The organism is Streptomyces sp. NPDC006624 (assembly GCF_040611555.1).
Classification (GTDB): domain Bacteria; phylum Actinomycetota; class Actinomycetes; order Streptomycetales; family Streptomycetaceae; genus Streptomyces.
Genome location: NZ_JBEXOM010000004.1, coordinates 50,596 through 68,728, shown reverse-complemented (window position 1 = coordinate 68,728; position 18,133 = coordinate 50,596). Strand labels below are relative to the sequence as shown.

14 protein-coding genes and 4 pseudogenes are annotated in these 18,133 nt (G+C 74.5%); 13 read left to right on the top strand and 5 right to left on the bottom strand.

The annotated features are described in order from the left end of the window. Positions 1–124: 124 nt before the first annotated feature. Positions 125–1,795, bottom strand: coding sequence for a PucR family transcriptional regulator ligand-binding domain-containing protein (locus tag ABZY20_RS09260; protein ID WP_356438850.1), 1,671 nt, complete (start codon positions 1,793–1,795; stop codon positions 125–127). A 377-nt stretch (positions 1,796–2,172) separates the two neighbouring features. Here ABZY20_RS09260 and ABZY20_RS09255 point away from each other — a divergent pair, with 377 nt between their 5' ends. From ABZY20_RS09255 to ABZY20_RS09235, 5 genes are all read left to right on the top strand, one after another. Beyond that, positions 2,173–3,063 (top strand): xanthine dehydrogenase family protein subunit M, encoded by an 891-nt coding sequence (locus tag ABZY20_RS09255; RefSeq protein WP_356438847.1) that lies wholly within the window; start codon positions 2,173–2,175, stop codon positions 3,061–3,063. Then, the gene (locus ABZY20_RS09250; protein WP_356438845.1) at positions 3,063–3,644 is read left to right on the top strand and encodes a (2Fe-2S)-binding protein; all 582 of its coding nucleotides are present in this window, start codon (positions 3,063–3,065) and stop codon (positions 3,642–3,644) included. The genes ABZY20_RS09255 and ABZY20_RS09250 overlap by 1 nt, the downstream gene beginning before the upstream one ends. Before the next feature lie 2 nt (positions 3,645–3,646). Then, positions 3,647–6,034: a molybdopterin cofactor-binding domain-containing protein gene (locus ABZY20_RS09245; protein ID WP_356438842.1), complete on the top strand. Its 2,388-nt coding sequence runs from the start codon at positions 3,647–3,649 to the stop codon at positions 6,032–6,034. A gap of 215 nt (positions 6,035–6,249) precedes the next feature. Next, the gene (locus ABZY20_RS09240; protein ID WP_356438839.1) at positions 6,250–7,707 is read left to right on the top strand and encodes an NCS2 family permease; all 1,458 of its coding nucleotides are present in this window, start codon (positions 6,250–6,252) and stop codon (positions 7,705–7,707) included. A gap of 46 nt (positions 7,708–7,753) precedes the next feature. Beyond that, a complete protein-coding gene (locus ABZY20_RS09235; RefSeq protein ID WP_356438836.1) occupies positions 7,754–8,905 on the top strand; it encodes an XdhC/CoxI family protein in 1,152 nt (383 codons plus the stop codon). A gap of 34 nt (positions 8,906–8,939) precedes the next feature. Here the strand turns inward: ABZY20_RS09235 and ABZY20_RS09230 are convergent, their stop codons facing one another. Together ABZY20_RS09230 and ABZY20_RS09225 are read right to left on the bottom strand one after the other, a co-directional pair. Continuing rightward, on the bottom strand, positions 8,940–9,380 hold the full coding sequence (locus tag ABZY20_RS09230; RefSeq protein ID WP_356438833.1) for an SRPBCC family protein: 441 nt from the start codon (positions 9,378–9,380) through the stop codon (positions 8,940–8,942). A 103-nt stretch (positions 9,381–9,483) separates the two neighbouring features. Beyond that, positions 9,484–10,251, bottom strand: a complete 768-nt coding sequence (locus tag ABZY20_RS09225) for a polysaccharide deacetylase family protein (protein WP_356439647.1) — start codon at positions 10,249–10,251, stop codon at positions 9,484–9,486. 343 nt (positions 10,252–10,594) lie between these two features. On the opposite strand from ABZY20_RS09225, the pseudogene ABZY20_RS09220 reads away from it, so the two are divergent. The 8 genes and pseudogenes from ABZY20_RS09220 to ABZY20_RS09185 all read left to right on the top strand — a co-directional run. After that, positions 10,595–11,047, top strand: a pseudogene (locus tag ABZY20_RS09220) (carbamoyltransferase); the annotation flags it as partial. Positions 11,048–11,109: 62 nt separating this feature from the next. Next, a complete protein-coding gene (locus tag ABZY20_RS09215; protein WP_356438830.1) occupies positions 11,110–12,111 on the top strand; it encodes a glycosyltransferase in 1,002 nt (333 codons plus the stop codon). A gap of 5 nt (positions 12,112–12,116) precedes the next feature. Then, positions 12,117–12,716, top strand: coding sequence for an HAD family hydrolase (locus ABZY20_RS09210; RefSeq protein WP_356439644.1), 600 nt, complete (start codon positions 12,117–12,119; stop codon positions 12,714–12,716). Next, entirely contained in the window at positions 12,713–13,702 is a 990-nt protein-coding gene (locus tag ABZY20_RS09205) for a glycosyltransferase family 9 protein (RefSeq protein ID WP_356438827.1), read from the top strand. Before ABZY20_RS09210 ends, ABZY20_RS09205 begins: the two co-directional genes overlap by 4 nt. Continuing rightward, positions 13,699–13,939: pseudogene (locus tag ABZY20_RS09200) on the top strand (glycosyltransferase family 1 protein); the annotation flags it as partial. The gene ABZY20_RS09205 and the pseudogene ABZY20_RS09200, both read left to right, overlap by 4 nt. Position 13,940: 1 nt before the next feature. Continuing rightward, positions 13,941–14,772: pseudogene (locus ABZY20_RS09195) on the top strand (adenylyltransferase/cytidyltransferase family protein); the annotation flags it as partial. A 374-nt stretch (positions 14,773–15,146) separates the two neighbouring features. Then, entirely contained in the window at positions 15,147–16,106 is a 960-nt protein-coding gene (locus tag ABZY20_RS09190; protein ID WP_356439641.1) for a glycosyltransferase family 9 protein, read from the top strand. A 27-nt stretch (positions 16,107–16,133) separates the two neighbouring features. Next, a pseudogene (locus ABZY20_RS09185) lies at positions 16,134–16,694 on the top strand (glycosyltransferase family 2 protein); the annotation flags it as partial. A gap of 29 nt (positions 16,695–16,723) precedes the next feature. Here the strand turns inward: ABZY20_RS09185 and ABZY20_RS09180 are convergent. Then, a complete protein-coding gene (locus ABZY20_RS09180) occupies positions 16,724–17,044 on the bottom strand; it encodes a hypothetical protein (protein WP_356438825.1) in 321 nt (106 codons plus the stop codon). Between the two features lie 117 nt (positions 17,045–17,161). After that, entirely contained in the window at positions 17,162–18,082 is a 921-nt protein-coding gene (locus ABZY20_RS09175; RefSeq protein WP_356439638.1) for a polysaccharide pyruvyl transferase family protein, read from the bottom strand. Positions 18,083–18,133: the final 51 nt, after the last annotated feature.

The window sequence follows — 18,133 nt, the reverse complement described above, 5'->3', positions numbered from 1 at the left end:
AGCTGTTGAGTGGTGGCGGCATCTCAGCACGAATCGCGGCGCCGGGCCAAGAGGGTGGGTGAAGTATTTCACAAAGTCGTCGGCCTGAAAGGCGCCCCGGGTCCGGACCGGTGCGCCCCTTGTCTCAGCTCATCCGCAGGGCCAGGAAGAAGTCGAGCTTGTCCTCCAGGCGCGACAGGTCACGGCTCGTCAACTGCTCGATTCGGCCGACCCGGTAGCGCAGCGTGTTGACGTGCAGGTGCAGTCGGGTGGCGCAGCGGGTCCAGGAGCCGTCGCAGTCGAGGAAGGCCTCCAGGGTGGGGATCAGTTCGGCGCGGTGCCGGCGGTCGTAGTCGCGCAGGGGGTCCAGGAGGCGGGCCGTGAAGGCGCGGCGCACGTCGTCGGGCACGAAGGGGAGCAGCAGGACGTGGGAGGCCAGCTCCTGGTGGCCCGCGGCGCAGACCCGTCCCGGGCGGGCCGCGGCGACGCGCCGGGCGTGCCGGGCCTCCTCCAGCGCGCCGCGCAGGCCCTCCGCCGAATGGACCGCCGCGCTGACGCCCAGGGTGAGGCGGCCGTCGTCGAGGCCGGCCGTGAGCGGGTCCCGTACCGACTCCAGCAGCGCGTCCGCGAGGACGCCGGTCTCCGAGCCGTCGTGCTCCGCCGCGACCGCCGGGAGCGGGACCAGGGCGATCGCCTCGTCGCCGGTGTGCGCGACGGCGATGCGGTCCGAGTGCTCCGGGCCCGACGACAGCGGGTCGACCAGGATCTCCTCCAGGAGGGCCTGGGCGACCGGGCCCGTCTCGATCCCGGGCCCGTCCCAGTCGACCCGGGCCACGACCACCTGCCAGTGCGGCGCCGCGCCCAGGCCGGGCAGCAGGACCGGGGCGGCCACCCGCAGGCGGGCGGCGATCTCGCCGGGGGCCGCGCCCGTCTGGACCAGCTCCAGGACCTCCTGGGCGAGGCGGCGGCGGACCGTGCGGGCGGCGTCGCGGCGGTCCCGTTCGACGGCGATCAGCTGGGTGACGCCGTGCAGCAGGTCGAGCCGCTCCTCGGCCCAGTCCCCGGCGTCCGCCTCGACGGCCAGCAGCCAGTCGGACAGCACGGTCTCGCGGACGTCCCGGACGGTCTGCGGGGAGCGGCCCGTCGAGCGGATCGGGAAGAGCGAGTAGGTGGTGGAGCCCAGGATGACACGGTGGGGGCCGCGGCGGCCGGTGCGGGTGGCCGCCAGGTGCTCGCCCGCGAGCCGGGCGCAGGCCTCGGCGGGCAGGGCGGGCCCGGCGGACTTCGAGCCGGCGATCAGGCGGCCGGTGGGGGAGAGCACCCAGGCGCGCAGGTCCAGGTCCGAGCCGAGCAGGTCCAGGACCACGTCCGGGCCGCCGCCCGCCGGGCCCGACGTCATCATCCGGCGGTGCCGGTCCACCACCGCCGCGAGGTCGCCGGCCCGCTCGCCGGAGACCTGCCGCACCACGTGCTCGGTGATCGTCGCGAACGCCACCGACTCGTGCACCGCGAACAGCGGCAGACGATGGCGGGCGCAGGCCGCGACCAGGTCCTCCGGCACGTCGCCCAGCTCGGCCTCGCCCGCGGCCAGGGCCGCCACCCCGGCCTGCACCAGGATCCGGACGAACGGCTCCGAGTCCGCGGCGTCCCGGCGCCAGGCCAGGCCCGTGAGGACCAGCTCGCCGCCCGAGAGGTAGCGGCTGGGGTCGCGCAGATCGGTGGTCATCACGCCGCGCACGGTGCGGTCCAGCTCGTCCTCGCCGCCAAGCAGCTTGAGGCCCAGCGCGTCCGTGTCCAGCAGTGCGCGCAGCCGCATTCTCGTCGCCGCCGTTCTGTGTCTCGAAATATGAGGTGGATCGGGTAGGGGTACGGAGGGATCACCTGATCGGCCGGCCGGTGGGCGGCACGCGCCGCCCCGGAGCCGGATCCCGACTGTGTCCCAGGTCACGCGGCTGTGTCGCGCGTTTCCACAGGAAAACGAGGAGGTTTCCGAGGGCCTCCGTTCATACGAATCTACAAGATGCCCGTCCTGGCCAGCCAACTCCTTCATGGTTTCCGTGACTGACCCCGTCGGAGCACCGCGCTGTGTACTGAGGCCATTACGCGTCAACACCACAGGAACGAGCCGGGACCGCCGCACACGGATTGGCTCAATCTGAACGCCCCACGAGAAGACGAAGAAGAGAGCCGGTCATGGACTTCCTTCGCCCCGCCAGCTGGGAGGAGGCGCTCGCCGCGAAAGCCGAGCACCCCACCGCTGTGCCGATTGCGGGTGGCACCGACGTGATGGTCGAGATCAACTTCGATCACCGCCGGCCCGAGTACCTCCTGGACCTGAACCGCATCGGCGACCTCTCCGAGTGGGAGGTCGGTGAGGAGAGCGTGCGGCTCGGTGCCTCCGTGCCCTACACGAAGATCATGGAGCACCTGCGCGCCGAGCTGCCGGGCCTCGCCCTCGCCTCGCACACGGTCGCCTCCCCGCAGATCCGCAACCGCGGCGGCGTCGGCGGCAACCTCGGCACCGCCTCCCCGGCCGGAGACGCCCACCCCGCCCTGCTCGCCGCGGGCGCCGAGGTGGAGGCCGAGTCGGTGCGCGGGTCCCGCCGCATCCCGATCGACGCGTTCTACACGGGCGTGAAGCGCAACGCGCTCGAGCCCGACGAGCTGATCCGCGCCGTGCACATCAAGAAGGCCGACGGGCCGCAGCAGTTCTCCAAGGTCGGCACCCGCAACGCCATGGTCATCGCCGTGTGCGCCTTCGGCCTCGCGCTGCACCCCGGGACCCGGACCGTGCGCACCGGCATCGGCTCCGCCGCCCCGACGCCCGTGCGGGCGAAGGCCGCCGAGGAGTTCCTGAACGCGGCCCTGGAGGAGGGCGGTTTCTGGGACAACGGGAAGATCGTCACCCCGTCGGTCGCCAAGCAGTTCGCGGACCTGTGCTCCGCCGCCTGCAACCCCATCGACGACGTCCGGGGCACCGCGAGCTACCGCCGCCACGCGGTCGGCGTGATGGCCCGCCGGACGCTGACCTGGACCTGGGAGTCCTACCGCGGTACCCGCCGCGCCACCGAGGGAGCTGCGTGATGCGCGTCAACTTCACCGTGAACGGACGTCCGCAGGAAGCGGACGACGTGTGGGAGGGCGAGTCCCTGCTGTACGTGCTGCGGGAGCGGCTCGGGCTGCCCGGGTCGAAGAACGCCTGCGAGCAGGGCGAGTGCGGCTCGTGCACGGTCCGGCTGGACGGCGTGCCGGTGTGTGCCTGCCTGGTCGCCGCCGGGCAGGCGGAGGGCCGCGAGGTCGTCACCGTCGAGGGCCTCGCCGACTACGCCAGGCAGCGCGACGAGGGCGGCTGCGCCTCAGGCGCCTGCGGAACCTCGCTGCAGGACGCCCGGACGTGGCAGGCCGAGGGCACCGACTCGCAGACCGGCGAGGGCGCCGGACTCTCCCCGATCCAGCAGGCGTTCATCGACGCCGGCGCCGTCCAGTGCGGCTTCTGCACGCCCGGCCTGCTGGTCGCCGCCGACGAGATGCTGGAGCGCAACCCGAACCCGACCGACGCGGACATCCGCGAGGCCCTGTCGGGCAACCTGTGCCGCTGCACCGGCTACGAGAAGATCATGGACGCGGTCCGCCTCGCGGCCGCCCGGCAGGGAGAGGCGGTCTGACCATGTCCTCACCCAGCGGAACGCCCACGAAGATCACCCAGGGCTCCCGGACCAAGGGCGGCATCGGCGAGTCCACGCTCCGGCCGGACGGCGTCCTCAAGGTCACCGGCGAGTTCGCGTACTCGTCCGACATGTGGCACGAGGACATGCTGTGGGGCCAGATCCTGCGCTCCACCGTCGCGCACGCCGAGATCGTCTCCATCGACACCGGCGAGGCGCTCGCGACGCCGGGCGTCTACGCCGTGCTGACGTACGACGACCTGCCGACCGACGTGAAGAACTACGGGCTGGAGATCCAGGACACCCCGGTCCTCGCCCACGGCAAGGTCCGCCACCACGGCGAGCCCGTCGCGATCGTCGCCGCCGACCACCCGGAGACCGCCCGCCGCGCCGCCGCGAAGATCAAGGTGGAGTACAAGGAGCTGCCCGTCATCACCGACGAGGCCTCCGCCACCGCCCCGGACGCGATCCTCGTCCACGAGAACCGCGACGACCACCACAGCGGTCACGTCCCGCACCCGAACATCGTGCACCGCCAGCCGATCGTGCGCGGCGACGTGGCGAAGGCCCGTGAGCGGGCCGACGTCATCGTCGAGGGCGAGTACACCTTCGGCATGCAGGACCAGGCCTTCCTCGGCCCCGAGTCCGGGCTCGCCGTACCCGAGGAGGACGGCGGCGTCCACCTCTACATCGCCACCCAGTGGCTGCACAGCGACCTGCGCCAGATCGCGCCGGTGCTCGGCCTGCCCGAGGACAAGGTGCGGATGACGCTGTCCGGCGTGGGCGGCGCGTTCGGCGGCCGCGAGGACCTGTCGATGCAGATCCACGCCTGCCTGCTCGCGCTGCGCACCGGCAAGCCCGTCAAGATCGTCTACAACCGCTTCGAGTCCTTCTTCGGGCACGTCCACCGCCACCCCGCCAAGCTGTACTACGAGCACGGGGCCACCAGGGACGGCAAGCTCACCCACATGAAGTGCCGGATCGTCCTGGACGGCGGCGCCTACGCCTCCGCCTCCCCGGCGGTCGTCGGCAACGCCTCCTCCCTGTCGGTCGGCCCGTACGTCATCGACGACGTGGACATCGAGGCCATCGCCCTCTACACCAACAACCCGCCCTGCGGCGCGATGCGCGGCTTCGGCGCGGTCCAGGCGTGCTTCGCCTACGAGGCGCAGATGGACAAGCTGGCCGCGAGGCTGGGCATGGACCCGGTGGAGTTCCGGCAGCTCAACGCCATGGAGCAGGGCACGCTCATGCCCACCGGCCAGCCCGTCGACTCCCCGGCCCCGGTCGCCGAACTGCTGCGCCGCGTCAAGGCGATGCCCATGCCGCCGGAGCGCCAGTGGGAGTCCAGCGAGGGCGCCGACGTACGGCAGCTGCCCGGTGGCCTGTCCAACACCACGCACGGCGAAGGCGTCGTCCGCGGCGTCGGCTACGCCGTCGGCATCAAGAACGTCGGCTTCTCCGAGGGCTTCGACGACTACTCCACCGCCAAGGTCCGCATGGAGGTCCGGGGCGGGGAACCGGTGGCCACCGTCCACACCGCCATGGCGGAGGTCGGGCAGGGCGGCGTCACCGTCCACGCGCAGATCGCCCGCACCGAGCTGGGCGTCACGCAGGTGACCATCCACCCGGCCGACACCCAGGTGGGCAGCGCCGGTTCGACGTCGGCCTCCCGGCAGACGTACGTCACCGGCGGCGCCGTGAAGAACGCCTGCGAACTCGTCCGCGAGAAGGTCCTGGAGATCGGCCGCCGCAAGTTCGGCTCCTACCACCCCGCCTGGGCGACGGCCGAACTGCTCCTGGAGGGCGGCAAGGTCGTCACCGACGGCGGCGAGGTCCTCGGCGACCTGGCCGACGTCCTGCAGGGCGAGGTCGTGGAGGTCGAGGAGGAGTGGCGGCACCGGCCGACCGAGCCCTTCGACCTGCGCACCGGCCAGGGCAACGGGCACGTGCAGTACTCCTTCGCCGCGCACCGGGCCGTCGTCGAGGTCGACACCGAACTCGGCCTGGTCAAGGTCATCGAGCTGGCCTGCGCCCAGGACGTCGGCAAGGCCCTGAACCCGCTGTCCGTCATCGGCCAGATCCAGGGCGGCACCGTCCAGGGCCTGGGCATCGCGGTGATGGAGGAGATCGTCGTCGATCCCCGCACCGCGAAGGTCAGGAACCCCTCCTTCACGGACTACCTGCTGCCGACCATCCTCGACACGCCGACCATCCCGGTCGACGTCCTCGAACTCGCCGACGACCACGCCCCGTACGGGCTGCGCGGCATCGGCGAGGCGCCCACCCTGTCCTCGACGCCGGCGGTCCTCGCGGCCGTCCGGAACGCGACCGGGCTCGAGCTGAACCGGACCCCGGTACGGCCCGAGCACCTCACGGGACAGGGCTAGCACCCAGACCCTCCGGGCGGCGCAACGGAACGTCACACCCTCCGCGCCGCCCGGAGCACCCGGGCACCGCACCGCTCGCGGTCCCCGCAGGAAAGATCCGCTCATCGTTCGTCTCGGGCCGTCCCCCGGGTCGTGCGGCCGCAGCACCATCCCAAATCCCGCACAACGCCCAGAGCCACCGCGGGTGCCCCTTTGAACCTTGGGAGTAGGCCCACATGACCCAGCAGTCAGTAGAGCCGAGGACCACAGCCGACGACGCGGGCGAAGGCACCCGCGTCCCGGCCGGACGGTCCTGGCTCGACCGGTACTTCCACATCTCCCACCGGGGGTCGACCGTCGCGCGCGAGGTGCGCGGCGGCATCACGACCTTCATGGCGATGGCGTACATCCTCCTGCTCAACCCCCTGATCCTGTCCGGCGAGGACGCGGCAGGGAACACCCTCGCGCAGCAGCCCCTGATCACCGCGACCGCGTTCGCGGCGGCGCTCACCACGCTCCTGATGGGCTTCGTCGGCAAGGTGCCCCTCGCCCTCGCGGCGGGCCTGTCCGTCTCCGGGGTCCTCGCCGCCCAGGTCGCGCCCGAGATGACCTGGCCGCAGGCCATGGGCATGTGCGTGATGTACGGCGTGATCATCATGCTGCTGGTCGTCACCGGCCTGCGCGAGATGATCATGAACGCGATCCCGCTCGCGCTCAAGCACGGCATCACCATGGGCATCGGCCTGTTCATCGCCCTCATCGGCTTCTACAAGTCCGGGTTCGTGCACCAGGGCAAGGCCACACCGGTCACCCTGGGCCCGGCGGGCGAACTGGCCGGCTGGCCGGTCCTGCTCTTCGCCGGCACCCTGCTGCTGATCTTCATGCTGCAGGCCCGGAACATCCCGGGCGCCATCCTCATCGGCATCGTCAGCGGCACGCTCGTGGCCGCGGTGCTCAACACGGCCGGTGTCGTCGACCCCAAGCAGTGGGCGGCCGGCGCCCCCGAACTGCACGGCGGCGCCGTGTCGATGCCCGACTTCTCGCTCTTCGGCGACGTCGAGTTCGGCGGCTGGGGCGAGGTCGGCGCGATGACCGTCGGCATGATCGTCTTCACGCTGGTGCTCGCCGGGTTCTTCGACGCGATGGCCACCATCATCGGCGTCGGCACCGAGGCGAAACTGGCCGACGACAAGGGCCGGATGCCGGGCCTGTCCAAGGCGCTGTTCATCGACGGCGCCGGCGGCGCGATCGGCGGTGTGTCGGGCGGCTCCGGCCAGACCGTGTTCATCGAGTCCGCGACGGGCGTCGGCGAGGGCGCCCGCACGGGCCTCGCCTCCGTGGTCACCGGCCTGTTCTTCGCGGCCTGCCTGTTCTTCACCCCGCTCACCGCGATCGTGCCGCAGGAGGTCGCCTCCGCCGCCCTCGTCGTCATCGGCGCGATGATGCTGATGAACGCCCGGCACGTGGACTGGGCCGACCGGGCCACCGCCATCCCGGTGTTCCTCACGGTCGTGCTGATGCCCTTCACGTACACCATCACCACCGGTGTCGCCGCGGGCGTCATCTCCTACGCCGCCATCAAGACCGCCCAGGGCAAGTGGCGCGAGATCGGCGCCTTCATGTGGATCCTCACGGCGGTGTTCGTCGTGTACTTCGCCCTCAACCCGATCGAGGGCTGGCTGGGCGTCCACTGACCCCCGCCGCAGCCCGCACGCCGCAGCCTCAAGGAGACCGAGACAGATGCTGGACATCGCCGAGGAACTCGACCGGTGGGTCGGGCAGGGCCGTGACTTCGCCGTGGCCACCGTGGTGGCCGTCGGCGGCAGCGCCCCCCGGCAACCCGGCGCCGCGCTCGCGGTGGACGCCGAGGGAACGGCCGTCGGCTCGGTCTCCGGCGGCTGCGTCGAGGGCGCGGTCTACGAGCTGTGCGAGCAGGCGCTGCGGGACGGCGAGACCGTCCTGGAGCGCTTCGGCTACAGCGACGACGACGCCTTCGCCGTGGGCCTGACCTGCGGCGGCGTCATCGACATCCTGGTCACCCCGGTACGGGCCGCCGACCCGGTCCGCCCGGTGGCGGCGGCCGCGTTCGCCGCCGCCGCCCGGGGGGAGGCGGCGGCGGTGGCCCGGATCGTCTCGGGTCCGCGGGAGCTGACGGGCCGGGCCCTGCTGGTCCGCCCCGACGGCTCCCGCGCGGGCGGCTTCGGCGCCCACCCGGAACTGGACCGCACGGTCGCCGCCGAGGCGGGCGCCTTCCTCGACGCCGGCCGCACCGGCACCCTGGAGATCGGCGAGCAGGGCTCGCGCTGCGGGGCCCCGCTGACGGTCCTGGTCGAGTCCTCGGTCCCGCCGCCCCGCATGATCGTCTTCGGTGCGATCGACTTCGCCTCCGCCCTGGTGCGCGTCGGCAGGTTCCTCGGCTACCACGTCACGGTGTGCGACGCCCGGCCCGTCTTCGCTACCCGCGCCCGCTTCCCCGACGCCGACGAGATCGTCGTCGAGTGGCCGCACCGCTACCTGGAGCGCACGGACGTCGACGCCCGCACGGTCCTGTGCGTGCTCACCCACGACGCCAAGTTCGACGTCCCGCTGCTGGAACGGGCGCTGCGCCTGCCGGTGGCGTACGTCGGTGCCATGGGCTCCCGGCGCACCCACCTGGACCGCGCCGCCCGTCTGCGCGAAGCCGGCCTCGGCGAACTGGAGTTGAACCGCCTGCACTCGCCGATCGGCCTGGACCTGGGCGCCCGGACGCCCGAGGAGACGGCGTTGTCGATCGCCGCGGAGATCGTCGCCGTGCGGCGCGGGGGCAGCGGGGTCCCGCTGACCGGGGCGCACACGCCGATCCACCACGAGCCGGGGGCGACGCCGGCGGGGCGGATCGGGTCGGTGGCCTGAGAGCCGGCCGAGCCGCCGGTGGCGCGGGCCGGGATCAGGGCCGCCTGAGCAGGTGGTTCAGCGCGCGCCCGAACACGTGCCGCGCCGAGGTCCGCACCAGGCCGTCGAGGACCGACGGCACGAGGGGGACCCGGATCTCCTCCCGCCAGAGCACCCGGGTACGGCCTCCCGGTCCGGGCAGCACCTCCAGCTCCGCCCAGCCCCGCACGATTCTGCCCCGCTTCTCCAGCCGGCACATCCCCGGTTCTCCGTCCCGCGGAGGCCGCCACACGGTGACCTCCATCGGGTCGTCGAAGGCGAGCGGCCCGACCCCCGACCGGGCCACGACGCGGGTCCCCTCGCGGGTCGGCGCGGACGGTTCCACGCGGACCCGCGTCAACGGCACGGTGTCGCCGTGCCGTTCCCAGTGCGTGATCCGCCGCCAGGCCTCGTCGAGGGGGAGCGGAGCGGTGCGTTCGAGCAGGATGTTCGCCACGGGACGATCGTAGGGAATCCCCGCAGTTCAGCAGCCGTTCCGTGCAAGGCTCACCCACTCGGCCCAGCCTCGCCCCGCCCCAACTCCCCCTCGGGGAACGGGGTTACCGGTATACCTCACCCGGTTCCGCCGTGCCGGGTGCCAGCAGCTGAGGCACCGTCACGAACACGTAGCCGCGTTCCTTCAGCGCGTCGATGATCCCCGGCACGGCCGGCACGGTGCCGTCGTAGAGGTCGTGCAGCAGGATGATGCCGTCCCGGTCCGCCCCGGCGAGGACACGGCGGGTGATCAGGTCCGAGTCGGTGGTCTGGTAGTCCTTCGCCGTCACGCTCCACAGCACCTCGGCCAGGCCCAGTTCGCGGCAGATGTCGTGCACGGTGGCGTCGGTGCGGCCCTGCGGCGGGCGCATCAGGGTGGGGCGGCGGCCGGTCAGGCGCTCTATCTCCTCGTTCGGGCGCTCCAGCTCCTCGCGTATCTCCTGCGGTCTCAGCCCGGTGAGGATCTTGTGGTCCCAGGTGTGGCTGGCCACCTCGTGCCCTTCGCGGGCCATGCGCCGCACCAGCTCCGGGTACTTCTCGATGTGCCGCTTGCCGAGCAGGAAGAAGGTCGCCGGGACCTGCTTCTCCTTCAGGATGTCCAGCAGCCGCGCGGAGTGTTCGCTGGGTCCGGCGTCGAAGGTGAGCGCGATGCACTTGGTCTCGCGGCAGTCGACGGTGCCGAACCGGGCCGCCTGCGGTCCGGCGGCCCCTTCGGCGCGGACGGCGCTGGGTGCGGTGGTGGCGGTGCCGGCGCAGCCGCTCAGGGCGATCGTGAGGGCGGCGGCCGCCGCGAGCGTTCCGGCGGCGCGGAACGAGGTCCCCGTTTTCTTCATCTTCTTGGTCCGAGAAGGCATGCGGGGACTATACACAGCGTGTATACGCACCGTTCATAGTTTTCCGCCGTCCGCCTGGTCACCCGCGCCTCCGCGTGAGCGAGAGCCGAACGAGGGGAGGAGAAGGCCGTGAACGGACCTGCCTGGCGTGCGCCGGCCCTGGTGACCGGCGGTGCCGGATTCGCGGGATCCCACCTGTCTGGGCCCCCGCACGCCTAGAGCTACCGAAAGTTACATATCGCCACCGAAGCCGCCAGTTGGCATCAAGTGTTTGAGGCAACTGCAACACGGCACTCGCCAGCACCAGAGTCCCCACCCCCACACGGGACGGAGCACCACCCTCATGCGCATCCTCGGTATCGACGCCCTGTTCCACGACCCGGCCGCAGCCCTCGTCATCGACGGCCGGACGGTGGCGGCCGAGGAGGAACGCTTCAGCCGGCGCAAGCACGGCAAGCGCCCCCTGCCGTTCTCCGCCTGGGAACCGCCCGAGCCCTCCGCCCGCTGGTGCCCGGAGCGGGCCGGACGGCGCCCCGCTGACCGGGACGCCGTCACCTGCTCCATCAACCCGTCGCTCGCCCGGCCCACGCGCGAGATGGGCCTGGACGACCCCTGGGACCCGCTGCGCCTGGAGTGCGCCCGCCGCGCCCCCGAGTTCCTCGCCGAGGCCCTGCCCGGTCTGGACCCCGCTCGGGTCGTCTTCGTCCCCCACGCCGCCTGCGCAGGGCCCGCCTCCCCCCACCCCGACGGCGCCGTCCTGGTCTCCGACGGCCGCGGCGAGGCGGCCTCCGACCTGCTGGCCATCGGGCCGTTCGCGGTCCGCCGGGGGCAGGTGTTCACCCCGGGGAGGGCCGCCGCATGACCCCGTACGCCGTCGTGGTCCCCACCCTCGTCCGGGACACCCTCGCCGACTGCCTGGCGTCGCTCGCCGCCGCGACCGGGCCGCGCCCCGAGCAGATCGTCCTCGTCGACGACCGGCCCGACGGCGACCCCGGGAAGCTGGAGCACCCGCTGAGCGTCCTCGGCGACCTGCGGGAGCGCACCACGGTGCTGGGCGGCGGCGGTCGTGGGCCCGCCGCCGCCCGCAACACCGGCCTGCGGGCGGTGACCGCGCCGTGGACCGCCTTCCTCGACGACGACGTCCAGGTCGGGCCCCACTGGTGCGCCCAGCTGGCCGAGGACCTCGCCGACGCGCCCGCCGACACCGCAGGCGTCCAGGGCGTGATCGCCGTGCCCCTGCCCGGCGAACGCCGCCCCACCGACTGGGAGCGCGGCACCGCCGGACTCGCCCGCGCCCGCTGGATCACCGCCGACATGGCCTACCGCACCGAGGCGCTGCGGCAGGTCGGCGGCTTCGACGAACGCTTCGAGCGGGCCTTCCGCGAGGACGCCGACCTGGCCCTGCGCCTGCTCGACGCGGGCTGGCGCATCCGGCAGGGCCGCCGCACCACCCGCCATCCCGTACGCCCCGCCTCCCGCTGGGTCTCGGTGCGCCAGCAGCGCGGCAACGCCGACGACGCCCTGATGCGGCACCTGCACGGACCCGACTGGTGGGACAAGGCGGTCGCCCCGCGCGGCCGGATCCGCCGCCACGCGGCGATCACCTCGGCGGGCCTGGCCGCCTGCGCCCTCGCCGCCGCCGGACGCCCCCGCGCCGCCGCGGCCTGCGCGCTCGGCTGGGCCGCCGGTACCGCCGAGTTCGCCCGGGCCCGCATCGGCCCCGGCCCGCGCACCCGCCACGAGGTGACGACCATGCTCGCCACCAGCGTGCTCATCCCGCCCGCCGCGACCTGGCACCGCCTGTCCGGAGCCTGGCGTCACCGCCACGCCCCCGCCTGGGAGGAGGAGAGGACCCAGTGAGCCCGGTGAACCCCGTGAAGGCCGTGCTGTTCGACCGCGACGGCACCCTCGTCGAGGACGTCCCCTACAACGGCGACCCCGACCGCGTACGCCCCGTCCCGGGCGCCCGCGAGGCCCTCGGCCTGCTGCGCGACCGCGGCGTGCGCACCGGAGTCGTCACCAACCAGTCCGGCGTCGCCCGCGGCCTGATCACCGAGGCCGACGTCCGCCGCGTCCACCACCGTCTCGACGAACTCCTCGGCCCTTTCGACGTGTTCGCCGTCTGCCCGCACGGCCCCGGCGACGCCTGCCGGTGCCGCAAACCCGAGCCCGGCATGGTGCTGTGGGCGGCCGGGCGGCTGTGCGCCGACCCCGGCGCCCTCGTCGTCATCGGAGACATCGGCGCCGACATGGAGGCCGCCCGCCGGGCCGGCGCCCACGGCGTCCTCGTCCCCAACGCCGTGACCCGCCCCGAGGAGACCGCGGCGGCCGACCACGTCGCCCCCGACCTGCTGACCGCCGTCCGCGCGCTGCTGGACGGGGTGCCGCGCGGCCGGGTCCTGGTCGACGAACGGCCCATCCGGCAGGCCTACACCGGCGGCCCACCGCAGGAGGTGGGCTCATGAAGGCCCTCGTCACCCGCCTCGACAGCTTCGGCGACGTGCTGCTGGCCGGGCCCGCGATCCGGGCGGTCGCCGCCCGCGCCGACACCGTCACCCTGCTGTGCGGACCACGCGGCGCCCCCGCCGCCCGGCTGCTGCCCGGTGTCGACGACATCCTCGTCTGGGACGCGCCCTGGGTGGGCTTCGCACCGCCGCCCGTCGGCCGCGGCGAGGTCGAGCAGCTCATCGACACCATCGACGCCGACGCCGCGCTCGTCCTCACCTCCTTCCACCAGTCCCCGCTGCCCGCCGCCCTGCTGCTGCGCCTGGCCGGCGTCGGCTTCCTCGCCGCCGACAGCGAGGACTACCCCGGCTCCCTCCTCGACGTGCGCCACCAGCGCGCCCCCCACGCCCACGAGGCCGAGGCCGCCCTCCACCTCGCCGAAGCCGCCGGCTTCCCGCCCGTCGACGACGGACGCCTGCAGGTGCTCCCGCCGCCCGTCACCACCGGGCTCACCGGCCCGGGGCCCTACGTCGTCCTGCACCCCGGCGCCAGCGTCCCCGCCCGCGCCTGGAACCCGGAGCGCTGCGCCGAGGCGGTGCGCGAACTGGCCGCCGCCAGGCACCGGGTGGTCGTCACCGGCAGCGCGGGGGAACGGGACCTGACCGCGGCCGTCGCGGGCGCGCACGCCCTCGACCTCGGCGGCCGCACCGGCGCCGCGGAGCTGTCCGGCGTCCTCGCGGGCGCCGACGCCGTCGTCACCGGCAACACCGGCCCCGCCCACCTGGCCGCCGCCGTCGGCACCCCCGTCGTGTCCCTGTTCGCACCGGTCGTCCCCGCCGAACGCTGGCGGCCGTACGGCGTGCCGTACGTGCTGCTCGGCGACCAGGACGCGCCCTGCGCCGGCAGCAGGGCCAGGGAGTGCCCCGTGCCCGGCCACCCCTGCCTGGACACCGTCACCGCGCACGACGTGGTGACCGCCGTCGAGAAGCTGAGGGGCGAGACATGAGGATCCTCTTGTGGCACGTGCACGGGTCGTGGACCACGGCCTTCGTGCAGGGCCCGCACACCTGCGCCGTCCCCGTCACCCCCCGGCCGCGGCCCCGACGGCCTCGGCCGCGCCCGCACCCGGGACTGGCCGGGCAGCGTCGTCGAGGTGCCGCCCGAGCTGCTGCGCGGGGAGCACATCGACGTCGTCGTCCTGCAACGCCCGCACGAACTCGCCCTGGTCGACCGCTGGCTGGGCCGCCGCCGTCGCCGTGACGCTCGGCGTCCGCGGCGCCCTGCTGTCCTACGGCGAGCACCCGCTGCTCGTCCCCGCGCCCGCCGACCACCCCGGCGACAGCTGTGTGGCGGGGGACCGGTTCGCCGCCGCGGCCGCGGGCCTGCTCGCCGACGGCGTCCTGGTCGCCGAGGCGGTCGAGGGGGCCGTGGCGGCGGCGACCGGCTTCGTCGCGGCGGGCGGCGCCGCCGCCGTACCGGACGCGGAAACCGCGCCGGGGCCGGTGCCGGGGCCGGGGCCCGACGGCGACGACCCGTACGCGCCGGCCGCGCGGGTGCGGGCCGCGCACGGCTCGGTCGTCGCGGCGGGCGGCGGCGTCGACCTGCTGCACGTCGGCCACGTCGGCCTCCTCCAGGCCGCCCGGCGGCTCGGCGACTGCCTCGTGGTGTGCGTCAACTCCGACGCGTCGGTCACCCGCCGCAAGGGCGACGGCCGCCCGGTCAACCCGCCGCAAGGGCGACGGCCGCCCGGTCAACCCGCTCGCCGACCGCGTCCGCGTCCTGAACGTCCTCGCCTGCGTCGACGCCGTCGCTGTCTTCGACGAGGACACCCCCGAGCGGCTCCTGGTCGGCCTGCGCCCCGACGTCTGGGTCAAGGGCGGCGACTACGCGGCGGCGGACCTCCCGGAAGCCGCCCTCCCGCAGCGCTGGGGCGGCCAGGCGATCCTGCTGCCCTACCTCGACGGCCCCTCCTCGACGGCCCTCATGGAACGGGCCGCGGAAGGAGCCCGACGACCCACCCGTCGAGCCGGTCAACGGCGGCGAATCCGGAGCACACGGGGCAGGCTGCGGACATGACGTCGCACACCCGAATGACACCGACACCGACGCCACTGCCGACGCCGCCGCCGGTCCCGACCCCGGCGACAGCACCGGGCGCGGCGCGGGGCGCGGTACTGCCGTGGGCCTCGGCTCCGGCGACAGCACCCGGCGCGGTGCCGCCGCTGGCCTCGACCTCGGCGACAGTCCCGGGCGCGGTACCAGGCGCGGCACCGCCGTCGGCCTCCGCCCCGGCGCCAGCACCGGGGGCGGTGTCCGGCGCGGCACCACCGTCGGCCCCGCCCCCGGCGACAGAGCCCGGTGCGGCGCCCGGCACGGCACCCGGCCCGGTACGGCCGTCGACCCCGCCCCCGGCGGCAGCCCCGGGCGCGGCGTCCGGCGCGGCGTCCGGCATCACCCCCGCACGCCCCCGTCTCCTTGTCCTGCGGGCCCTCGGGCTCGGGGATCTCCTTGCCGGGGTGCCTGCGCTGCGCGCGCTGCGGCGGGGCTTTCCGGGGTACGAGATCGTGCTGGCCGCACCCGGCGAACTGGAACCGGTCGTGGCGATGACGGGGGCCGTGGACCGGCTGCTGCCCGCCGCCGCACCGGGCCGGGAGGTGCCGCGGTCGCTCGACTGGACCGAGCCGCCCCCGGACGTCGCCGTCGACCTGCACGGCAACGGACCGCCCAGTCACCGGCTGCTCCAAGCGCTGCGCCCGCGCCAACTGCTCGCCTTCGCCCACCCGGAGACACCGGAGGTCGACGGCCCGCCCTGGTACGCGCGGGAGCACGAGCGCGACCGCTGGTGCCGGTTGCTGCGGTCCTACGGCATCGACGCCGACCCGCACGACGTGTACCTGCCCCGCCCGCAGACCGCCTCCCCGGCGCCCGGCGCGGCCGTACTGCACCCCGGCGCGGGATCACCTGCCCGCTGCTGGCCCGTCGAACGCCACGCCGCCGTCGCGACGGAGCTGCGCGCCCGGGGCATGCGGGTCGTCGTCACCGGCGGCGCGGGCGAGGGCGACCTCGTGGCCCGGCTCGCCAAGGAGGCCGGGCTGGACGACGCCGACGTGTTCGGCGGCGGCCTGCCCTTCGGCCGGCTCGCCGCCCTCGTCGCCGACGCGCAGGTCGTGATCAGCGGCGACACCGGCATCGCCCACCTCGCCGTCGCCTATGCCACCCGCTCGGTCACCCTCTTCGGCCCGGTCCCGCCGAGCCTGTGGGGCCCGCCGGACAGCCCCCGCCACCGCGCGCTGTGGTACGGCCCGGAGGGCGACCCGCACGGCCGCCGTCCCGACCCCGCACTGCTGCGCATCACCCCCGGCGACGTCCTGCGGGCCGTGGACGAACTGCCCGGAATCCGACACCCGTGAGGAGGTCCGAGCCGTGAGGAACGTCCGGTCACGGCCCGGATCGTCGTCGAACCGGGCGGCACCGACGACCCCGTGGTCGAGGAACTGCGCAACTCGCCCGTCCCGGGCCCCGGTTGGCTGCCCGGACCGGCCCTCGGGTCGTTCCTGGCCGCCGCGACCGTGCTGCGCACCGCCGCCTTCCGGGCCGCGGGCGGTTTCCACCCGCGGCTGTGGCTGGGCGGCGAGGAGGAGCTGCTCGCCGCGGACCTCGCGGCGGACGGCTGGTGGCTGACGTACGCCGACCACCTCGCGGTGCACCACCACCCGTCCGTGGCCCGGGACGCCACGCTGCGCCGCACCCACGGCATCCGCAACACCCTGTGGTTCACCTGGCTGCGCCGCCCGGCCGGCCCGGCCCTGCGCCGGACGGTGTACCTGGCCCGCACGGTCCCGCGCGACGCCGCGTCGCTGCGCGCCTTCGCAGAGGCGGCGGCCGCCCTGCCGTGGGTGCTGCGCGAACGCCGCGTCCTGCCCCACGAGGTGGAGTCCCGGCTGCGCCTGCTGGAACCGGCCCAGCGCTCCTCGAAGGCGCGCCGCTACACCGGCTGACGCCCGCCTGCGGCGGCGGGCCGTGCCGTTCAGCCGCCGTACCGCCCGGCCAGCAGGCGGAACCCGGCGAACAGCGTCAGCGGCCACAGGAAGGCGAACGCCCAGATCAGGCCCGGCGCGGAGGTCACGGCACCGGCCACCAGCAGCCCGGCGGACACCGCGAGCAGGAGCGCCACGGTCCGCACCCGGGGACGGTACGAGGCCATCCGGGCCAGCGCCCGGGCGGGATCGGGGCGCCGGTTCAGCCGCAGCGTGCGCAGCCGCCGGTCCAGGCGGCGGTCGCGGCGCAGGACGCGCTCCATCTCGTCGAGGATGCGCTGCTCGTGATCGGGGAGCCGGCCGATGGACACGCGGTTCTCCTTCCGGGCGGCCGACCGTCTCTCCGCCCGGGGCGACGGCGCCCGGGGGGACGTGCGGCGGGACGGGAAGCGGGGACTGCACAGCGGGTGCCCCGCGGCGTCGCGGAGCTAACCGGCAACGGGCCGCGCCAGCGCCTCGACGAGCCGGTCCGCGCTGTCGGGGACGGTGCCCTCGCGGAAGCCGTCGCGGATCTGCCGCGCGGTCACCCGGCCACCGGTCAGGCACCAGTCCCACCAGCGGTCCAACTGCCGTACGTCCAGCCGCTCGGCGGGGACCAGCGCGGGCCAGCCGCAGGCCCGGGCCTGCGCGGTCATCTTGGCGCCGCCGGAGACCGGGTCGACGGCCAGCACCGGGGTGCCGACCCGCAGCGCGATCACCAGCCCGTGCAGCCGGTCAGTGACCACGAGGTCCAGCCGGGCCAGCACGGACTGCAGCTGCGCGGGCGTGGCGCTCAGGTGCCAGTCGTGGGTGTCGAGCCGCGTCTCCAGCTCCAGCCGGGCGCAGTCCTTCCCCGCCAGCCAGCGCGTCACCTCCTCGGCGACCTGCCCGTGCCGCCGCAGCGGTCCGTACTCCTCCTGCCCGTGGGTGAGGATCACGCCGACGACCGGCCGGGCGGGCACGTCCGGGGCGCGGGCCGCCAGGTCCTCCACCGGCTCGCTGTCGGGCCCGTCCCGGGGCAGCACCCGGTGGAAACCGGTGACGGCGGCGCTGCCGGGGTCGATCACCGAGGTGCCGACGGCGATCCGCACACAGTGCGCGAACCGCCGGTGCAGCTCCTCGACCTGCGGCCCGTGCAGGGGGCCGCACACGAACACCAGGTGGGTGTAGTCCTCGGGCCACAGCCGGTCCAGATGCAGGGCCTCCGGACGGAAGCCGGGGCTCCAGGCGACCTCGTAGGGGATCCCCGTCCCCCGCAGCACGTCCTCCACCCGGCGCAGGGCCAGCACGTCCCCGGCGGTCGCCTCCCCGTCCCGGAAGCTGAACCATCCGGTGAGCAGCACCCTGCGCGGTCGCTTGCCTTCTTGAATGCGCACACGCCCTGAGTGCCCTCCCCACAGGGGGAGCAATCAGGGCGTCAC

Bases quoted from the DNA above. Each gene is read 5' to 3' on its own strand.
- ABZY20_RS09215 (WP_356438830.1), top strand. From the start codon at position 11,110: ATGACCCCGTACGCCGTCGTGGTCCCCACCCTCGTCCGGGACACCCTC.
- ABZY20_RS09245 (WP_356438842.1), top strand. From the start codon at position 3,647: ATGTCCTCACCCAGCGGAACGCCCACGAAGATCACCCAGGGCTCCCGG.
- ABZY20_RS09250 (WP_356438845.1), top strand. From the start codon at position 3,063: ATGCGCGTCAACTTCACCGTGAACGGACGTCCGCAGGAAGCGGACGAC.
- ABZY20_RS09225 (WP_356439647.1), bottom strand. From the start codon at position 10,251: ATGAAGAAAACGGGGACCTCGTTCCGCGCCGCCGGAACGCTCGCGGCG.
- ABZY20_RS09205 (WP_356438827.1), top strand. From the start codon at position 12,713: ATGAAGGCCCTCGTCACCCGCCTCGACAGCTTCGGCGACGTGCTGCTG.
- ABZY20_RS09255 (WP_356438847.1), top strand. From the start codon at position 2,173: ATGGACTTCCTTCGCCCCGCCAGCTGGGAGGAGGCGCTCGCCGCGAAA.
- ABZY20_RS09240 (WP_356438839.1), top strand. From the start codon at position 6,250: ATGACCCAGCAGTCAGTAGAGCCGAGGACCACAGCCGACGACGCGGGC.
- ABZY20_RS09235 (WP_356438836.1), top strand. From the start codon at position 7,754: ATGCTGGACATCGCCGAGGAACTCGACCGGTGGGTCGGGCAGGGCCGT.
- ABZY20_RS09260 (WP_356438850.1), bottom strand. From the start codon at position 1,795: ATGCGGCTGCGCGCACTGCTGGACACGGACGCGCTGGGCCTCAAGCTG.